Origin of the sequence: Anaerocolumna xylanovorans DSM 12503, from assembly GCF_900143645.1 — a bacterium.
Classification (GTDB): Bacteria; Bacillota; Clostridia; order Lachnospirales; family Lachnospiraceae; genus Anaerocolumna; species Anaerocolumna xylanovorans.
On record NZ_FRFD01000012.1, the window covers coordinates 141,689 to 159,348 of the forward strand.

Consider the following 17,660-nt stretch of genomic DNA (forward strand, 5'->3'; position numbering starts at 1 on the left):
GGTTCCAGGTATAGTAAAAAAGCACCAATATGGGTAAACTTACCGCATCTTTTTGGAAATAGGCCTTTGAAAGCTTCTATCAAGGGCGGAAGGATGGATATAAAACAACCCGTGGGCATCCTTAACGAAGCATTTTTGATATATAAACTTGGAGAATTCTATAGAAACCAGAAAATGCCGTCCACATTTTATGTGACGACATCTTTACCAGATGATAAAATCTATTATATTAATCCGTGCGTCTTGCTTTGAATGTATACCATAAGCGTTACCCATACAGTTAACTCGGCTCAGGCACCCTCACGGCACACAGGAGCTTTCGCTTAGTGCTGCTTCATTCCTGACCTGACACGATTCACGAATTCCTGTTGCGTAAGACCCAAACGTCAACATCACTTATAAGGGGCTGCCCTACAGTATAACACCCTGGGCAAGACATCACCCCTGCTGTAGCGGATTGCAGGTACAGGGCACCGCTATCTCCCCGGCTGCACGGAAATTTTATGACATTGTAATTGCTAAGTTAGTATACTTTATTTCAGCCGCAAAGTCAAGTAACTCCTTCCCTCTCCATCTCTTTTCTTTTTTCCTCTTTTTCTTTTCTGTTGCGGATTCTAAGGTCAACAAAGAAATCCTGCAATACCTTTTTGCATTCTTCTTCCATGATACCGGTAGTCAGTTCCACCCGATGATTAAATTCCTCCATCTGAAGGATATTTAGAATTGAACCTGCACATCCTGCTTTTGGATTCATGGCTCCTACGATCACCTCTTTTATTCTGGCCTGAACAATGGCACCCGCACACATCTGACAGGGTTCCAGGGTCACATAGAGGGTACAGTCCTCCAGCCGCCAATCCCCCATAGCTTTACTGGCTTTTTGTATGGCAGTAATTTCTGCATGGGCAAGAGTGGTTTTTTGGGTGTTTCTCCTATTATAACCTCTCCCGATAATTTTATCCTTATATACAATAACGCAGCCTATGGGTACTTCACCGATTTTCGCTGCTTTTTTTGCTTCCTTTAAAGCTTCTTTCATATATCTTAAATCCATGTTGTTTCCTTCCAGACATATCTTGTTCTTACCTGTTCAGTTATTTAGGCAGTATCGCAAGCAAACTTGTGATATGCATAGGGCTTAGTGGGATTTAACTGGACGAACAGGAATATATTTGCTATTATTAATATACCACGGGTATATTCCCGGAGCAAGCAATTACTTTCATATAACCCGCTGTCTGTACATATATTTAAAAGAGGATGTTATGAGAATACATGGTTTTCAAAAAACTACATTACTTGATTATCCCGGACATCTTGCGGCAACAATTTTCCTTGGCGGCTGCAATTTCTTATGTCCCTTTTGTCACAACGCTTCTCTCGTATTATCTCCGGACAGCCTTCCTGCTATACCGGAAGAAGAGGTCTTAAGTACATTAAAAAAAAGAAAAGGAATCTTAGAAGGCGTGTGTATTACCGGCGGTGAGCCTACTTTAGAAGCTGATCTCGCTGATTTTATAAAGAAAATTAAAGACTTGGGGTTTTTGGTAAAGCTGGATACCAACGGAAGCAACCCCATCCTTCTGGAAAAATTGCTATCCCAAAAACTTCTGGATTATGTAGCAATGGACATCAAGAGCAGCCCTCTGAAATATCCTGCTGCCATTGGAAAAAGCAATTTTCCCTTAAAGAACATATCCGAAAGCATCAAACTTTTGCTTATGGATAAAGTTGATTATGAATTCCGGACAACAATTATAAAAGAGCTTCATAGTCCTTCGGATCTTATTTTAATCGGGGAATGGATTAAGGGTGCAAAAGCCTATTACCTTCAATCCTATAAAGAATCGGAAGATGTGATATCTCCCGGATTTCACAGTTATTCCAAAGAAGAACTTCTTAATATGCTTCCTATGCTTCTTCCCTATGCTTTAAAGGTGGAACTTAGGGGAGTTGATTAAGAGACCAGCAGTCTTTCACAACTATAATTTGGCATAGGAGAGTTCATATGCAGATGAACATTCAAACCGACAGGTTGCAGCTTAGGGTACTGCACCCTAACGAAGCAGATAAAGTTCTAAATTTTTATGCGCAGAACAAAGAGAATTTTGAACCGTGGGAGCCGGAAAGAGATATAAATTTCTATACTCTTTCTTACCAAAGGCTTTCCTTATCAATCGAATACAATCTGATGCAGCAGTCAAAGCTTCTTCGCTATTGGGCCTTTTTAAGAAATGATCCTCATACCATTATAGGTTCGGTTAATTTTTATAACATTGTAAAAGGCTCCTATTATACTTGTCAGATAGGATACAAATTCGACCACCGCTATTTGGGTCAGGGTTATGCCATTGAAGGTATAAGAGAAGCTCTGAAATCCCTTTTCACCGATTATGAAATCCATCGGATTGAAGCCAATATTATGCCCTCCAACCTCCGCTCCATCCACCTGGCCAGGAAGCTTGGTTTTCAATATGAAGGACTTGCCATATCCAGTATAAAAATCAACCACAAGTGGGAAGACCACGCAAGATATGCTTATATAAATCATGAAATGCAGTAAAATACCATGATAAAAGCTGCCTGAAACAGCCCTTAGACTGTTTTGGCAGCTTTTATCATATCTTCTTTTATATCTTCCTATGCCTGGCTGTTCAGCAAAACCGGTATATACCAGTAGCCGAACTCTCCCGTTCTCTGTGGTTTTCTCTTTGCACATTTAAAGTTCTCAAAACCAAACATTTTAGCCATAAACTTTTCCCGGTTATGATAGATACCCGGCACTCCAAGGATATAATTCTGCCCGGTCCTGTCATTTACCCTGGCAAAAATCAAATGACGGTAGCTGTAAAATCCGTGAAGGAGAAAGCTGTTATTTCCCAGTCCCCAAAGCTCCATGGGAAGCATACCAATGTCCTTCGGCTCAATTCTTGCACACCAGGCTATTTCATTGTCTTCGAAAGGATACATTTTAGGAAAATTATGGTATATCTGCTTTGCCAGCGGATGATCCTCAAATATGGGCTTGCCGCCTAATTCCAAGGCCCCTTCCGCTTCTTTTGCTTCTTGTTCTATACTTTCTGCATTTTCTATGCTTTCTTCTTGTTCTATGTTTTCTTTATTTTCTATATTCTCTATACTTTCCTTGCGTTCTGTTTCTTCCTGTATATTCTTTGCGTCTTCTTCCCCATTTTCTGCTTCTTCCCCGGTTATGCCATCCAAAGCTTCTGTCAAATCTTCCCGGACTGTAACTGGTTCCTTCTCTGTGTGAAGAAGGCTTTCAGAGGCTTCTTCCTCACTTTTATCTGAATCAGTATCTTCCTCCAGCAAAATATTGATATTTGGTGTCAGCAGGTCTTTTAAGGACTTGTCACTCTCGCTTTGCTCTTTCTTTACGGCAGGCACTTCTTCTTCCTCTTTTGAGGTCTTGGCATATTCAAAAAGCACTTCTGCAAGATTAGCTGCCTTCATTTCTTTTGGTTCTTCTTCCACCGGGCTGCTTACCTTCTCCGTTTCTCTTACAGATTTTCTTTCTTCCTTTCTGTCTATGCCTGATACCATGCCCATAGTTATGGGTTTACCATCCCATTCCGTTGCAAAGAATTTCCGGTCAGAAAACACAAGAACAATCCCTCCCATATCTTCCATCCCGTAGGATGAATTCATAATATGGGCTGAATCTGTCATTACTCTAAAATCACCTGTATTATTTTTTACCAGAAGGGTTCCAAGAAGTACTCCCTCTATCCCCGTGTCTTTTCTTCGAAATACATAGGCCTTTAACTGCTTCTCATTCAGACCAAGGGCGGTTATATGAATGGTATACTTGCACTGCCCGTTTCTCGTCTCAACCCTGGCATAGCCTATGTTATTCCTCTTTTTACCCTCCTCATATAAATACATGTATGAAACCAGTCTTTTATAATCAGCCATAATAGACTCCCTTTTCCTGTGCCAGAGTAACTGCAGGGTTCTGGTACAATCTTAGTACTGTTATTTACAACCATTATATTGTACCGGAAGTCTTTTTATGACTTATAAAAGAATCGTTATTCTGTAAAAATAGCGGCTACCAGGTCATTTACCAGCTTGCCGTCCGCTTTTCCCTTTACCCTTGGCATTAATTCCTTCATAATCTTTCCCTTATCCTTTGCGGTAGGGGATGTAATTCCAAGCCCTGAAAGAACCTCCTGTATCACCTGCTTGATTTCTTCTTCACTTAAGAATGCAGGCGCAAATTCACCTAAAACAGCAAGTCTTAAATTACACTCGTCAATAATGTCCGTTCTGTCGGAAGGAGCAGCCTCCAAGGTTTCTTTTAACTGCTTCATCTCCTTTAAGACTACTGTATTTTCCTCCTCTTCAGTCAAATCAGCTCTCTTATCGATTGCCACATTTTTTAGAGCGGTAAGAAGTGCGGACAGAGAATCCTTTCTTCCCTTATCTCCTGCCTTCATAGCCTTTACCATTTCTGCTCTTACCAGTTCAATCTTTGTCATTCTATAATTCCTCCTTTAATTGATTCCTTTTGTTCCTGTATCGCACCTGCAAGCTCGCTTAAATACATCCATCTCTCCATCTTTTCCTCTAAGGCCTTCTCATGCTCTTCTTTTTCCGCCATCAGAGTATTCAGCTTTGTATAGTCAGAAGAAGCTTTTTCTATCTCACCCTCCAGGTCTGCAAGGCGTTCCTCCAAGGCTGCGATGTCACCTTCTATGGTGTCATATTCCCTCTGCTCTTTATAGGAGAATTTTAATTTTGCTTCTCTGGGTCTTGCCTTATAGCTTTCCCCTACCTCCGTCTTCTTATCGGAAGCTTTATTTTCTGCTAAGGTTTTATCCTCCGCTTCTCTTTCCGCTAAAATCTTCTCTTTATAGTCGGTAAAGCCGCCTTCATACTGTCTGATTACACCGTCCGGTTCAAAAGCTAAGATTCTCTCCGCCATTCTGTCTAAGAAATACCTGTCATGGGATACTGCCAGTACAATACCGTCATAAGTGTCCAGATAATCCTCCAAAATTGTAAGAGTGGTAATGTCTAAGTCATTGGTAGGCTCGTCTAATATCAAAACATTGGGGGCTTCCATCAGCACCTTAAGCAGGTAAAGCCTTCTTCTCTCCCCTCCTGAAAGCTTGGAGATAAGGGAATACTGTAAGCTTCCCGCAAATAAAAACCTCTCAAGCATCTGGGAAGCCGTGGCTGTTCCGTCTGCTGTCTCTATATATTCTGCCACATTCCGGATATAATCAATCACCTTAAGGCTTTGATCCATGTATTCATTTTCCTGTGAAAAGTAGCCAATCTTAACAGTTTCTCCAGTAATTACAGAGCCTTCGTCGGGCGTCAGAACTCCTGTGATGATTTTAAGCAATGTAGATTTTCCGCTTCCGTTAGGCCCCACGATTCCAAGCCTGTCACCCCGCAGCATAATATAGCTGAAGTCTCTAAAAAGTACCTTCTCTCCATAGGCCTTTGAGATTCCGTTGATTTCAATGGTTTTCTTCCCAAGCCTTGAAGAAAGCGCATTTATCTCAACAGACTTGTCCTCTTCTATCCCCTTTCGGTTCTTAAGCTCCTCAAAGCGCATAATATGAGCCTTTTGCTTGGTGGAACGGGCTCTTGCTCCCCGCATCATCCACTCTAAATCCATGCGGTATAAGCTCTTTTTCTTTCTTTCGGTGGCGGCTTCCATGTCCTCTCTGGCTGCCTTGAGCTCTAAGAACTTGGTATAATTGGCAGTATAGGTATAAAGAGCGCCCTTATCAATCTCCACAATCTTATTGGTTACCTTATCAAGGAAGTACCTGTCATGGGTTACCATCAAAAAGGCTCCCTGGTATTTCCTTAAATAATCCTCCAGCCATTCTGCCATGGTATCATCCAGGTGGTTGGTAGGCTCATCCAATACCAGAATATCTGCCGGTGTAAGAAGGGTTCTTACCAATGCCACTCTCTTTTTCTGGCCTCCCGACAAGGCAGCGGTACTTTCCGTAACATCAGGAATCGAAAGCTTTAGAAGCATGGCTTTTGCTTCTCCCTCTAAATCCCTGTATTCCTCTTTTGCCTTCTTATCCTTAACCACATTTTCCAATATATTTAAACTCTCATCAAATTCAGGAATCTGGGGAAGATATTCAATCCTGATATTCTTTCCCTTCACAACGCCTCCTTCATCTGTCTCCTCAAGACCTGCAATTATCTTTAGAAGGGTTGACTTTCCTGTACCGTTGATGCCGATAACGCCGATTTTATCCCCCTCGTTAATGCCCAAGGATACTTTGTCAAACAGTATTTTATCTGTAAAGCTTTTGCTCATCTTTTCTATATTCAGCAGATTCATTCTTTATTGCTCCTTCTATTCCTGCCTGTGTTTGCTTTATATTTTCTCAAACTCTTTGCTATACAAGGATATCATAAACAGGCTCAATTGGAAAGTACTAATTAACACGGCAAATTAAGGACACGATATCCCTGAAAGATTTCTTTTTGAATTACCGCTTGAAAAAATTTTCGAATTTTTTTATTTTCTATCTACAATATCTTGTGTGGATGTGTTATAATGCTACATGATATAGGTTAGCCCCTAAGTAAATACATAGCAAAGAAAATACATTTTTCAAGTAAGCAGACTTGCAATATGCATGGAGGATTAGTGTCAGATGATAAGAATAGTGAAAAAGGATAATACCAAAGAAGAATTTAACGTACAAAAGGTGCTGCAGGCAGTCGACAAGTCCGCACAGCGCGCTCTGATTCAATTTACAGATGAGGAGCACGATTTTATCTGTACGTTTGTGGAAGAAAAGGTTCTTTCCATGAACAGGGAGGAAATCTATATCCGGGAGATGCACAATATTGTAGAAGGCGCCTTAGAGAAAACCAATCCCCTTGTCGCAAAGAGCTACCGCGATTACCGCAATTACAAGCAGGATTTTGTACATATGTTAGATGAGGTATATAAGAAGAGCCAGTCCATCATGTATATCGGTGATAAAGAGAACAGCAACACCGACAGCGCCCTGGTATCCACCAAAAGAAGCCTTATCTTTAACCAGTTAAATAAAGAGCTTTACCAGAAATTTTTCCTTACCACCGAGGAATTACAGGCCGCCAGAGACGGTTATATCTATATCCACGACATGTCTGCCAGAAGAGACACCATGAACTGCTGCCTCTTTGATGTAAAGAGCGTACTAAAAGGCGGTTTTGAGATGGGAAACCTCTGGTATAATGAGCCTAAGACTTTAAATGTGGCCTTTGATGTAATCGGTGATATTGTACTTAGTGCCGCCAGCCAGCAGTACGGCGGCTTTACCGTTCCCAGCGTGGATTTGCTGTTAGAGCCTTATGCAGAGAAATCCTATAAGCTCTTATATGATAAATACCTCTCTCTTGGAATTTCTTCCGAAAAAGCGGAAGAAGAAGCTCTTAAAGATGTAAAGATAGACTTTGAGCAGGGTTTTCAGGGCTGGGAATACAAATTTAATACCGTTGCTTCCAGCCGCGGGGATTATCCCTTCATCACCGTTACTGCCGGAACCGGAAAGGGCCGTTTTGCCAAGATGGCTTCCATTGCGCTCCTTGATGTCCGAAGAAAAGGACAGGGTAAGAAGGAATGCAAGAAGCCGGTACTCTTTCCCAAGATTGTATTTCTTTATGATAAAAACCTTCACGGAGAGGGCTGCGAGCTGGAAGAAGTATTTGAAGCCGGAATCCGCTGCTCCAGTAAGACCATGTATCCCGATTGGTTAAGCCTTACCGGAGAAGGTTATGTCCCCAGCATCTACAAGAAATACGGGCAAATTATAAGCCCTATGGGCTGCAGGGCTTTCCTTTCCCCCTGGTATAAGGAGGGAGGTATGTATCCGGCAAATGAAGAGGATACCCCTATCTTTACCGGACGCTTTAATATTGGCGCCGTAAGCCTTCACCTTCCTATGATCCTTGCAAAAGCCAGACAGGAAGGAAAGGATTTTTATGAGGTGTTAGACTATTACCTTAACCTAATCCGTAAGCTTCACCTTCGCACCTATGATTATTTAAGCGAGCTTCGTGCTTCTACCAATCCCCTTGCCTATTGCGAAGGAGGCTTCTACGGCGGGCATTTAGGAATTCATGATAAGATTAAGCCATTACTGGAATCTGCAACTGCCTCCTTTGGTATTACTGCCCTGAACGAATTGCAGCAGCTTTACAATAAAAAGTCCCTGGCAGAGGACGGTGCCTTTGCCATTGAAGCATTAGCTCATATCAATGAAAAGATTAATAAATTCAAAGAAGAAGACCACCGCCTGTACGCCATCTACGGCACACCTGCAGAGAGCCTGTGCGGACTTCAGGTGCAGCAGTTCCGTAAGAAATACGGGATTATTGAGAATGTGTCCGACAGGGAGTATGTAAGCAACAGCTTCCACTGCCACGTAACAGAAGAAATTACACCGACAAAGAAGCAGGATTTGGAATACCGCTTCTGGAACCTGTCAAACGGCGGAAAAATTCAGTATGTAAAGTATCCTATTGATTACAATATCAACGCTATAAAGGCTTTGCTAAGACGGGCCATGGAGATGGGCTTTTATGAAGGTGTCAATCTTTCCTTAGCTTACTGTGATGACTGCGGGCATCAGGAGCTTGAAATGGATATTTGCCCGAAATGCGGCAGCTCCAACCTTACAAAAATTGACCGTATGAACGGATACCTTTCCTATTCAAGAGTAAAGGGAGATACCCGTCTGAATGCGGCAAAAATGGCAGAAATCAAGGAAAGGAAAAGTATGTAATGCGCTATCACAATATAACCAAAGACGATATGCTTAACGGTACCGGCCTTCGGGTGGTATTATGGGTAGCCGGCTGTAATCATGGCTGCAAGGGCTGCCACAACCCTGTAACCTGGAATATAAACGGAGGTTTGCCCTTTGATGAGGCTGCCAAAGAAGAAATCTTTGAAGAGCTGAGAAAGCCTTACATAGAAGGCATCACCTTTTCCGGCGGAGACCCTTTGCATCCTGTAAACCGAAAGGATGTAGAGGACTTGATAACTGAAATAAGAATTAAATTCCCGGATAAGAATATCTGGCTGTATACGGGCTTTTCCTGGGAGGAAGTAAAATACCTCCCCCTTGTTGAGAAGCTGGATGTTCTTGTGGACGGAAGATTTATAGAGGCTCTTAAGGACACGAAGCTTTACTGGAGGGGCAGCAGCAACCAGAAAGTTATTAATGTAAAGGAATCACTGATAAGGAACGCAATCGTTTCTATCATTCAGTAAGATAGCAGCAAAAATCATTTACAGGCTCCCCTTTATTTGTTATTATTTGGATATACAGCAATAAAGGGGGAAACTGTAGAAAAAGCTCTCTGTTCCAATACTCTACAGTAATAAAATAACAAACAAAATAGCTGCAGCCACAATAAGCTGTATTCTGGTCCCCCAGACCATTTTCCGAATTGCAGTCTTGGGATTATCATATTTTGATATGTAGTAGCAGCCTTCTTTTCTGGTGTATAATATCACACCGCCCATTCTATAATACTGTCCCACCCTACCTTTCCTATACTCAATTAAATTAACTGCCAGCATCCCGTGGTATTGATGATCTTCCGTTTCCACATAAAACATGGGAACCGGTTCATATTCGGAATCAGCCGTAGGCATTGCTTTCTGCAAAATCTTCAGCTGATACGGTCCCCGGTATTCTAAATGTTTCTTTCTGCAGGTACGAACCAGTTTCATCATTACATACTTCCAGTTATAATGAATAATCTTTTTCACCTCCTTTTTCCTGTTATCAAGCTGAATTTATGTTGTTTCCTTTTATCTGTAAAATTGTCGTTTTTCGAAACCAGCCTTCATTGTTCGGATGCACAGTGGGTCAAAGCCACTTATGCGAATGACTCCAGGAACCGCTTTTTATGTAATCATCCAATCTTTTATTTGCCCGTTCGATAATGTTGTCTGCATATCCCATCATTTTTAGAAGTTTAATTGCATTTCTGGTGGTTGATATTCCTTTATGAAGCTGATAATCAAAGGTAATTTCATCCTCTGTAACTTTTTCTCTGAAATGATAATTGGAATATAGTCCTTCCAATATAGAAGCCAGCTCAATATCATGTGTCGCAGCTATGCATATTGCATTATCACTGCCAAGCTCGGTTAATATTTCCGAAGATGCTGCAATCCTCTCCAGGGTATTGGTACCGCGGAGCACTTCATCAATACAGCATAATACAGGCCTTTGCCTGTCCCCCCTTTCCAGGATGCGCTTTATTGATTTAATTTCAACTATAAAATAACTTTCCTGATTCACAAGGTTATCCGTTAATGCCATGGATGTAAACACTTGAAAGTAGTTTGCGTGATAATATCTGGCGGTTGAAATAAATATCGTCTGAGATAATATGGCATTTATTGCTACCGTCTTTAAAAATGTGGACTTGCCGGAAGCATTGGAACCGGTCAGGATAATGCTCTTATCTTCTCTGATGGAATTCGTTACCGGCTGTTCAATCAGTGGATGATACAACCCCTCTGCCTCCAGTATCTTCTTATCCTCCTTACAGAAATCCGGGCTTGAAAAATACGGCAGCTGTCTTTTATAAGAAGCCACACAAATCATGGAATCCAGAAAGCCAATTATTTCATACAGCTGTTCTACCTTATCAAAATGGGCAGTTATGGTTCTTGACAGGCTATGCAGGATGATAATATCCGCATGGGTCAGAATACGGATATAGTCTAATATCAGGTCAGCCGCATCCGTGACAATTCCTGTACCATGATTTGTTAAAAAAATCGATTTTATTTGTATCCATTTAAAATATTTTCTGATATCTTTTAGTTTGGCAGCGTAGCTTTCCATCTCCTCATCCCTTTGCATTTCTAAATGACCGGCGGCCTTTAGCATCTTTGCAAAGCACTTTAAGTACCACTGATGAAAATCCGGGATTCTTTTCATTGTTTTATAGTAAGATATCCTGGACAGAATAATACAGCCTGTTAAAGCCAAACCTCCGGCCCATAAATTGTAAAACAGCAAAAGGCATGATAAAACAAAGCTAAAGAGCACCAGTAAATGAGGATAGATGGAGCCTATCCTTATTTCTCTGCATTTATCTAAGGTTTCATAGACGGAATGGTTATAGCTTCTTCCGATCTTCCATAAAATCATTTGCAGCCGTATTCTTAGCTCATCCTTTTCATCGATGGCTTTTGTGATTCTATCTCTTTCTTTTAATACTTCTTCTCTGTTTTCTGTCTTATGAAGCAAAGCATATAAATACTCTGTTCCTATATTGGTAATGGAGGTATTCATCTCATTAAATATCCGGTTCATATCCAGATCATTCCATGTGATATCGTCCACATCCGTACAGGATTTTTTGCAATTATAATAGTACCTTATGCTGTCTATTTCAGCTTCACAGTGAAGATTTCCTTTTTCTTTTCCAAAATCTTTTATCACAACATCTTTTAGTAACCTATTTTTTCTTATATCTAAAGCCGTTAAGATTACAAGTGTCGCTAAAACCAATCCGATTAATTGCATCTGCTGCCTCCAGTCATGATTTTTTGCCAGGTCTTCACAAGTAAATATTTTACTGAATAATATAATAAATTCTGAAAAATAGCAATATTCGATTCCTCTGCCAAATACTTTTTCTCTTATTCCAACATAATAAATGTATAATTAATACTATTTTAGGTGTTTAATAAAAAAGAAGGCATCCTGCATTCAGTTTCGTTTCTGAATACAACATGCCTTCTCTCCTTTAATACAACTATATGGGTTTCCTTTATCTTCCGCCTACATATTCCAGATGCATGGGCAGTCCGTTTACCATAATCGGCATTACTTCTCCCATAATCAACGGTTTGGCATACCGGATGAACTCTTCACTCATTCCGTCATCCCCTTGGTTAATCCAGCTTAGGGGAACATTTTTCTCCATATTGGCTATCTGTTTGATGTTATGTGTCTCATAAGTACAATGGTAAGGGGAATCGGATACCCTCTTAATAACTGCCATCTCACCGGTCACTCCGTCAGCCGCAGCCATAACACCCCTTCTTCCTACTTCAAAGGCCTCTTCAATGTCAGAAAGAGACGCTATGTGGGAGGCACATCTTTGCAGGGTATTAAGCTCAATGGCTCTTGTCTTGCAGCCAAGCTCCTTCTTCACCAGCGCTGATAAATAGGCACCGGCACCGGTTAACATGGTATGTCCGAATTCGTCTACATAAAACTCCTTATCAGAAAGCTCACAGACGAATCTTCCGTCTGCCAGGTGGATTCCTTCAGAGACTGCTATTACCAGCGATTGCTTTTCTTTTTGTAAGGAATTAATATCCTTTAAAAAAGTCTCTTTATCAAAATCTTTCTCCGGAAGATAGATGCGGTCTGCTCCTTCACAATCCTGCCCCTTTGAAAGGGCCGCGGCAGCCGTAAGCCACCCTGCATGCCTTCCCATAATTTCTATAATCGTCAGATTCTTCTGGTTATACACCAGACTGTCTCTGATAATTTCCTTGGTAGCCGCGGCTATAAACTTGGCTGCACTTCCATAACCCGGTGTATGATCCGTTATCTCAAGGTCATTATCTATGGTCTTTGGAATTCCAATAAAGCGAATAGGACTGCTTATAAGTTCGCCGTATTCTGAAAGCTTTCGTATAGAATCCATGGAGTCATTGCCTCCGATATAGAAAAATGCCGATATATCCTGTTCCTTTAATATCCGGAATAACTTCTCGTAATCCTTTGCATCCTTGTTATAATCCGGGAGCTTATACCGGCAGGACCCAAGATATGCGGCAGGTGTTCTCTTTAGCAGTTCCAGTTCCAAATCACAGGTTATCTTTTCTGACAAATCAATCAGCTTTCCTGCTAAAAGTCCCTGGATTCCATGCAGCATTCCAAATACCTTTTCTGCACCCAGTTCCTTTCCTGCCTTGTAAACACCTGCAAGGCTGGAATTGATTGCCGCAGTTGGTCCTCCTGATTGTCCTACTATGATATTACCTGTTATCTTGCCTAAGTACATTCTAATGTCTCCTTCTAAATACGGGGTTATCTGTTCTCGTCTGACTTTGCCAGTAAAAGATATCATTCTGCAAGGAATATGTCAATATAAAAGCTACATTTTTTCGACATAATTCATTAACTCCTGCTTTTCGTAAATCAGATTACTTAAGGCAGCAAAGTCAGATAAGGTAAGCGCCTCTCCCCTGATACTTGGAGACAGATTAAGCTCTGTGATTGCCTCTGTGATAAGTTCTTTGGAAAGCTTGATTTCCTCATTGTTATTAAGACCGTTGGCAAGGGTCTTCCTCCTTTGATTAAAAGAAGCACGGATTAGTTTAAACAAAAGGTTCTCATCCTTAATGACCACCGGCTTTTCATCATGAAGCGTAAGCCTGATTACTGCCGAACCCACATTAGGTCTTGGCATAAAGCAGTTGGGAGGAACATTAGCAGCAATATAGGGTTTTGCATAGTACTGAACGGCCAGGGACAGGGCACCGTAATCCTTGCCTCCGGGACCTGCCTGCATCCTGTCGGCAACCTCTTTTTGTACCATGACGGTTATATTCTCCACCGGAACATGGGCCTCGAACAATCCCATAATAATAGGAGTTGTGATATAATAGGGAAGGTTTGCCACTACCTTAACGGGCTTTCCTGCATTTCTTTCCTGTACCAGCCTGTTTAAATCCACTTTTAAGATATCTTCATTTAAGATGGTGACATTATCATAGGCGGAAAGAGTATCCTCTAATATCGGTATCAGGTTTTTGTCAATTTCAACTGCGACCACTTCTCGTGCCGCTTCACAGAGGTACTGGGTAAGGGTACCGATTCCCGGTCCGATTTCCACTACCAGGTCGTCCTTCGTTACCTCCGCTGCCTTTACGATCTTATCCAGAACGCGAGTATCGATTAAAAAATTCTGTCCGTACTTTTTCTGAAAATTAAAATGATATTTATTTAATACCTCTATTGTTTCCTTGGGATTTCCCAGAGTTGCCATCCATACGTCCTTTCTGTGCTGCCGAAAGAAAGTATCTGCTCTTTCTTCTTGCAACTTTTATTAATTCATATTTTTCAGTCAGTTTAAACGGTATACCTTCCTTGCATTCTGCTCTGTTACAGCAATCACTGTTTCATAGTCTAATCCCTTGATTTCGGCTATCTTTTGTGCCACATAGGTTAGATTTAGCGAGGAATTTCTCTTTCCTCTGTTCGGCTCCGGAGCCAGGTACGGTGAGTCTGTTTCCAACACCAGACTTTCTATGGGTGCGTATTCTACCACTTCCTTGAGCTTTTTCGCATTTTTAAAGGTCAGCACCCCTCCGATTCCCAGATAAAAGCCCATGTCAATATAGGCCTTTGCCATTTCTTTCGCATAGGAAAAGCAATGTATGATGCCGCCTACGGATTTCAAGTTGCTGCTTTGTATCATCTTAAGGGTGTCCTCTGCCGCATCTCTGCTATGGATAACCGCCGGAAGCTTAACTTCTTTGGCAAGCTCCATCTGTCTTAGGAACCATTCTTTCTGGATTTCTCTCTCCGGTGTATCCCAGTAATAATCAAGTCCTATTTCTCCAACGGCAACCACTTTCTGGTTCTTGCAGGCTTCTCTTAACCGGCCAAAATTCTCCTCTGTCAGCTCTCCTGTTTCGCTTGGATGCACTCCTACCGCTGCATAAAAAAACGGGTATTTTTCTGCCAGCTTAAGAGAAGCCCCGGAGCTTTCAAGACTTGCTCCGATATTAACTACATAGCCGATTCCGGCGTCCTTTAAGCTTTCTATTAATTCACTTCTGTCTTCATTAAATGCTTCATCATCATAATGCGCATGCGTCTCAAAAATCATAATAACCCCCATGCATTTCGCAAGTTTACTTGCGAAACTGCCCAAATAAAAAGTGAGAATTGTTTTTTTAATTTTCACACTAACCTCTTTTGTGAATATCAACTCTTTGATTTGATATTCCTGAATACGCAGTTAAAAATTTTAAAATTTATATTTACAAGTTAATGACGTAATTCCATTAAGACATTATACGTGATTACCTATCTGTTTGTCCATGATTTCTTCCATATTCACTAGTCTTTTCCTTTCTTCTCTCCATTTCCCTGAATCTTATCTTTTAGAGATGAGACACTATGAATGAAGAACATTTTGTTCTTTTTTATTGCATCTGTCAACGCCTTATAAAATAATAAAAGCAAGAATTAGTATATGCATTTTTATTATTTTTAGAAAGGAACCTACTATGAACATCACACAGGCTAATTACACGTTTATGCCAAAAGATACTCCTAACGAGGGTATTCCCACACTGCCCTGTGACAATCAGGAAGAAAATGCTCCCATTATGATGCCTCTTGCTATGGTGACAATTAAGAAGCAATGCTTTAAAGGTTTGTATGAACCGGAACAGGGCTTTCAGGCCGGTACTATTTTCCAGGAATTCGATTTGCCCTTTTACGGAACAGGAGGTGCCTTGCTATGACGGAAGGAAAATGTGAAGCAATGAAAAAACTTCAGGAAGTCAGCTTTGCTCTGGACGAGGTGCGTTTATTCCTGGATACCCATCCTTTTGACAAGGAAGCTCTTGCCTATTATGAAAATTTTAGGAGCGAAAGAGAAAAAGCTTTGTCAGAATACGAGACTGCCTATGGTCCCATTGAGCAGTACCGGGTAAAAGAAAATACGATGTGGTACTGGGTTCATTGCCCATGGCCATGGGAAGGAGCAATGTAAGATGTGGACTTATGAAAGAAGATTACAGTTTCCAGTAAAAATCTCGACTCCAAATCCGAAAATGGCGCAGCTTATTATAAGCCAGTTCGGAGGACCTGATGGAGAATTAGCCGCTTCCATGCGTTATCTGTCCCAGCGTTATTCCATGCCTTACAAAGAAATAACCGGCCTGCTGACCGATATCGGTACAGAAGAACTTGCACACATGGAGATTATCAGCGCTATTGTATATCAGCTGACAAAGAATCTGACAGCGGAAGATTTAAAAACCAGTGGCTTTGATGCTTATTATATCGACCATACAACCGGTCTATGGCCCCAGGCTGCCGGCGGAATTCCTTTTAACTCCTGCTTTTTCCAGTCAAAAGGAGATGCTTTGACAGACCTGACAGAAGATCTGGCAGCTGAACAGAAGGCCAGGACCACCTATGACAATATCCTCCGTTTGGTTACAGATCCTGAAATCGTAGAGCCTATCCGTTTCCTAAGAGAGAGGGAAGTTATCCACTTCCAGCGTTTCGGTGAAGCTTTGGTACGAGTTCAGGAGCATATGGATGCTAAGAATTTCTATGCAATGAATCCGGAACTGGATAAAATTATGTCATAAACCAGCTATACCCATTTTCAAAAGATCCATTTACCCTAAAAGCGGCTTTTGATATGTCATCCTGCATAATATATCTCAAAGCCGCTTATTTAAAAGCTCATTAAATCAGATATATCCTTAATTTATTAGTTTTTGTCGCTTTCTGCTTTGTTATGATTTTTTAAAGCTTTGAATTTTATATTTTTACTCTATTCCGGTAATCAATTGTAACATTAATATCCTGATCGTAATTTCCGAAATTTTTTCCGAAAATGGTAATACCCCCTACATTTCTGGCTGTCTCCGTATTTGCAATCCTAAGCACAATATCTTGTCCATAGCTGATACCAAGCTCACCTATTGTCACGTTTGAAATACTTATACCGTCCATATAGCTTCCTTCCGTACTGACCAGCAATGTTTTCAATAAGCCATGCTGGGTTCCGTGGTTCCACCAATCAGGTGTGAACACGCCTTTACTGTCCCCAAAATCTCCGGGAGAAGTCCACATTCCAACTTCAATCCCATTGATAAAAAAGCTGATGTCAGATGGCCAGTTTTCATTATAGCCCGGAGCTTCCGAACAAATTTCCATGGAAATTTCTATGTACCGGGCCTCCTGGTTTCCGAGCAGATAATTTGGAATACGATATTCAACCCAACCGCTGCCAAACCACAAAATGTTTGCCTTCGTATGATCAGGATCCGCAAAATATCTGGGATCATCAAGCAGGCCGATTATCCTGGAATCTGAAGACAGCCCGCAGGTAGGGGTAATGCTGTAAGCGTGATACTGTCCAACAGGAATAGAATGCTTGATGGTACTGCTTTGTTTTCCTCTCGGCCGAAAAAATAACACTGCCTGGTCCAGATCAAGATTACATATTTTTTGAATACCTCGGATGCCGGAAGAGTTCTCACATTTAATAATTCCTGCCTCTTCCAATTGCTGAATGTGCCTGGTTACTATAGCAGAGGACATCTCCAGGGCTTCGGCTATCTCTTTCACATTCATCGGTCCGCAGGATAGCATCTCCAAAATACGAATGCGGGTTGCCGAAGAAAGCGCTTCAAAAAATTTGATATTGTCTGTGCTCACATCTATTTTCATAAAAATAACCATACCCTTTCCTTTACCTGCAAACTTTGGCCCGCAGGCATGAATTTGCATGTGAAAAATGCTTTTTATTTTTGTATTTTATTGTATAACCAAATAGTTAACAAGTCAAGAAATCTTCTAAAAGCCCTGTTGTGAATATTTATTTTCCATTCACTCTCTGATTATTTCATATAAGGCATA

General features: G+C 41.2%; 17 protein-coding genes and 1 other RNA gene. 7 read left to right on the forward strand and 11 right to left on the reverse strand.

All coding sequences use genetic code 11. The features are described from left to right. Positions 1-234: 234 nt before the first annotated feature. Both ffs and tadA read right to left on the reverse strand, forming a co-directional pair. Positions 235-496: signal recognition particle sRNA large type (gene ffs / locus BUF11_RS19615), an RNA gene on the reverse strand. Between the two features lie 54 nt (positions 497-550). Next, entirely contained in the window at positions 551-1,054 is a 504-nt protein-coding gene (tadA, locus tag BUF11_RS19620) for a tRNA adenosine(34) deaminase TadA (protein ID WP_073590560.1), read from the reverse strand. Between the two features lie 211 nt (positions 1,055-1,265). On the opposite strand from tadA, the gene BUF11_RS19625 reads away from it, so the two are divergent. Together BUF11_RS19625 and BUF11_RS19630 are read left to right on the forward strand one after the other, a co-directional pair. Further along, positions 1,266-1,961, forward strand: coding sequence for an anaerobic ribonucleoside-triphosphate reductase activating protein (locus BUF11_RS19625; RefSeq protein WP_073590561.1), 696 nt, complete (start codon positions 1,266-1,268; stop codon positions 1,959-1,961). A gap of 47 nt (positions 1,962-2,008) precedes the next feature. Further along, the gene (locus BUF11_RS19630; RefSeq protein ID WP_073590562.1) at positions 2,009-2,563 is read left to right on the forward strand and encodes a GNAT family N-acetyltransferase; all 555 of its coding nucleotides are present in this window, start codon (positions 2,009-2,011) and stop codon (positions 2,561-2,563) included. 77 nt (positions 2,564-2,640) lie between these two features. Here the strand turns inward: BUF11_RS19630 and BUF11_RS19635 are convergent, their stop codons facing one another. The 3 genes from BUF11_RS19635 to BUF11_RS19645 all read right to left on the reverse strand — a co-directional run bounded on the left by BUF11_RS19635 (position 2,641) and on the right by BUF11_RS19645 (position 6,340). Continuing rightward, positions 2,641-3,933: a DUF6128 domain-containing protein gene (locus tag BUF11_RS19635; protein WP_073590563.1), complete on the reverse strand. Its 1,293-nt coding sequence runs from the start codon at positions 3,931-3,933 to the stop codon at positions 2,641-2,643. Between the two features lie 116 nt (positions 3,934-4,049). Beyond that, positions 4,050-4,499 carry a GatB/YqeY domain-containing protein gene (locus BUF11_RS19640; RefSeq protein ID WP_073590564.1) on the reverse strand — a complete coding sequence of 150 codons (450 nt, stop codon included), beginning with the start codon at positions 4,497-4,499 and terminating at the stop codon, positions 4,050-4,052. Continuing rightward, the gene (locus BUF11_RS19645) at positions 4,496-6,340 is read right to left on the reverse strand and encodes an ABC-F family ATP-binding cassette domain-containing protein (RefSeq protein WP_073590565.1); all 1,845 of its coding nucleotides are present in this window, start codon (positions 6,338-6,340) and stop codon (positions 4,496-4,498) included. Before BUF11_RS19645 ends, BUF11_RS19640 begins: the two co-directional genes overlap by 4 nt. A 319-nt stretch (positions 6,341-6,659) precedes the next feature. Between BUF11_RS19645 and nrdD the strand changes: the two genes are divergently transcribed. Further along, the gene (gene nrdD, locus BUF11_RS19650) at positions 6,660-8,780 is read left to right on the forward strand and encodes an anaerobic ribonucleoside-triphosphate reductase (protein WP_073590566.1); all 2,121 of its coding nucleotides are present in this window, start codon (positions 6,660-6,662) and stop codon (positions 8,778-8,780) included. Further along, positions 8,780-9,271 (forward strand): anaerobic ribonucleoside-triphosphate reductase activating protein, encoded by a 492-nt coding sequence (gene nrdG, locus BUF11_RS19655; protein ID WP_073590567.1) that lies wholly within the window; start codon positions 8,780-8,782, stop codon positions 9,269-9,271. The genes nrdD and nrdG overlap by 1 nt, the downstream gene beginning before the upstream one ends. A 102-nt stretch (positions 9,272-9,373) precedes the next feature. On the opposite strand, the gene BUF11_RS19660 is transcribed toward nrdG, so the two are convergent. The 5 genes from BUF11_RS19660 to BUF11_RS19680 form a co-directional block, all read right to left on the reverse strand. After that, positions 9,374-9,775 carry a hypothetical protein gene (locus tag BUF11_RS19660; RefSeq protein WP_073590568.1) on the reverse strand — a complete coding sequence of 134 codons (402 nt, stop codon included), beginning with the start codon at positions 9,773-9,775 and terminating at the stop codon, positions 9,374-9,376. Between the two features lie 100 nt (positions 9,776-9,875). Further along, positions 9,876-11,552: a MutS-related protein gene (locus BUF11_RS19665; RefSeq protein WP_073590569.1), complete on the reverse strand. Its 1,677-nt coding sequence runs from the start codon at positions 11,550-11,552 to the stop codon at positions 9,876-9,878. Between the two features lie 247 nt (positions 11,553-11,799). Continuing rightward, entirely contained in the window at positions 11,800-13,047 is a 1,248-nt protein-coding gene (locus tag BUF11_RS19670; protein WP_073590570.1) for a 6-phosphofructokinase, read from the reverse strand. A gap of 93 nt (positions 13,048-13,140) precedes the next feature. Then, positions 13,141-14,034, reverse strand: coding sequence for a 16S rRNA (adenine(1518)-N(6)/adenine(1519)-N(6))-dimethyltransferase RsmA (rsmA, locus tag BUF11_RS19675; protein ID WP_073590571.1), 894 nt, complete (start codon positions 14,032-14,034; stop codon positions 13,141-13,143). Between the two features lie 78 nt (positions 14,035-14,112). Next, positions 14,113-14,880, reverse strand: a complete 768-nt coding sequence (locus BUF11_RS19680) for a TatD family hydrolase (RefSeq protein ID WP_073590622.1) — start codon at positions 14,878-14,880, stop codon at positions 14,113-14,115. Positions 14,881-15,283: 403 nt separating this feature from the next. Between BUF11_RS19680 and BUF11_RS24840 the strand changes: the two genes are divergently transcribed. The 3 genes from BUF11_RS24840 to BUF11_RS19695 are packed head-to-tail and all read left to right on the forward strand — an operon-like array spanning position 15,284 to position 16,381. Further along, the gene (locus BUF11_RS24840) at positions 15,284-15,523 is read left to right on the forward strand and encodes a spore coat associated protein CotJA (protein WP_073590572.1); all 240 of its coding nucleotides are present in this window, start codon (positions 15,284-15,286) and stop codon (positions 15,521-15,523) included. Further along, a complete protein-coding gene (locus BUF11_RS19690) occupies positions 15,520-15,774 on the forward strand; it encodes a spore coat protein CotJB (RefSeq protein ID WP_073590573.1) in 255 nt (84 codons plus the stop codon). Before BUF11_RS24840 ends, BUF11_RS19690 begins: the two co-directional genes overlap by 4 nt. A 1-nt stretch (position 15,775) precedes the next feature. Beyond that, positions 15,776-16,381, forward strand: a complete 606-nt coding sequence (locus tag BUF11_RS19695; protein ID WP_073590574.1) for a manganese catalase family protein — start codon at positions 15,776-15,778, stop codon at positions 16,379-16,381. Between the two features lie 175 nt (positions 16,382-16,556). Here the strand turns inward: BUF11_RS19695 and BUF11_RS19700 are convergent, their stop codons facing one another. Then, the gene (locus tag BUF11_RS19700) at positions 16,557-17,483 is read right to left on the reverse strand and encodes an ArsR/SmtB family transcription factor (protein ID WP_242952424.1); all 927 of its coding nucleotides are present in this window, start codon (positions 17,481-17,483) and stop codon (positions 16,557-16,559) included. Between the last annotated feature and the right edge of the window lie 177 nt (positions 17,484-17,660).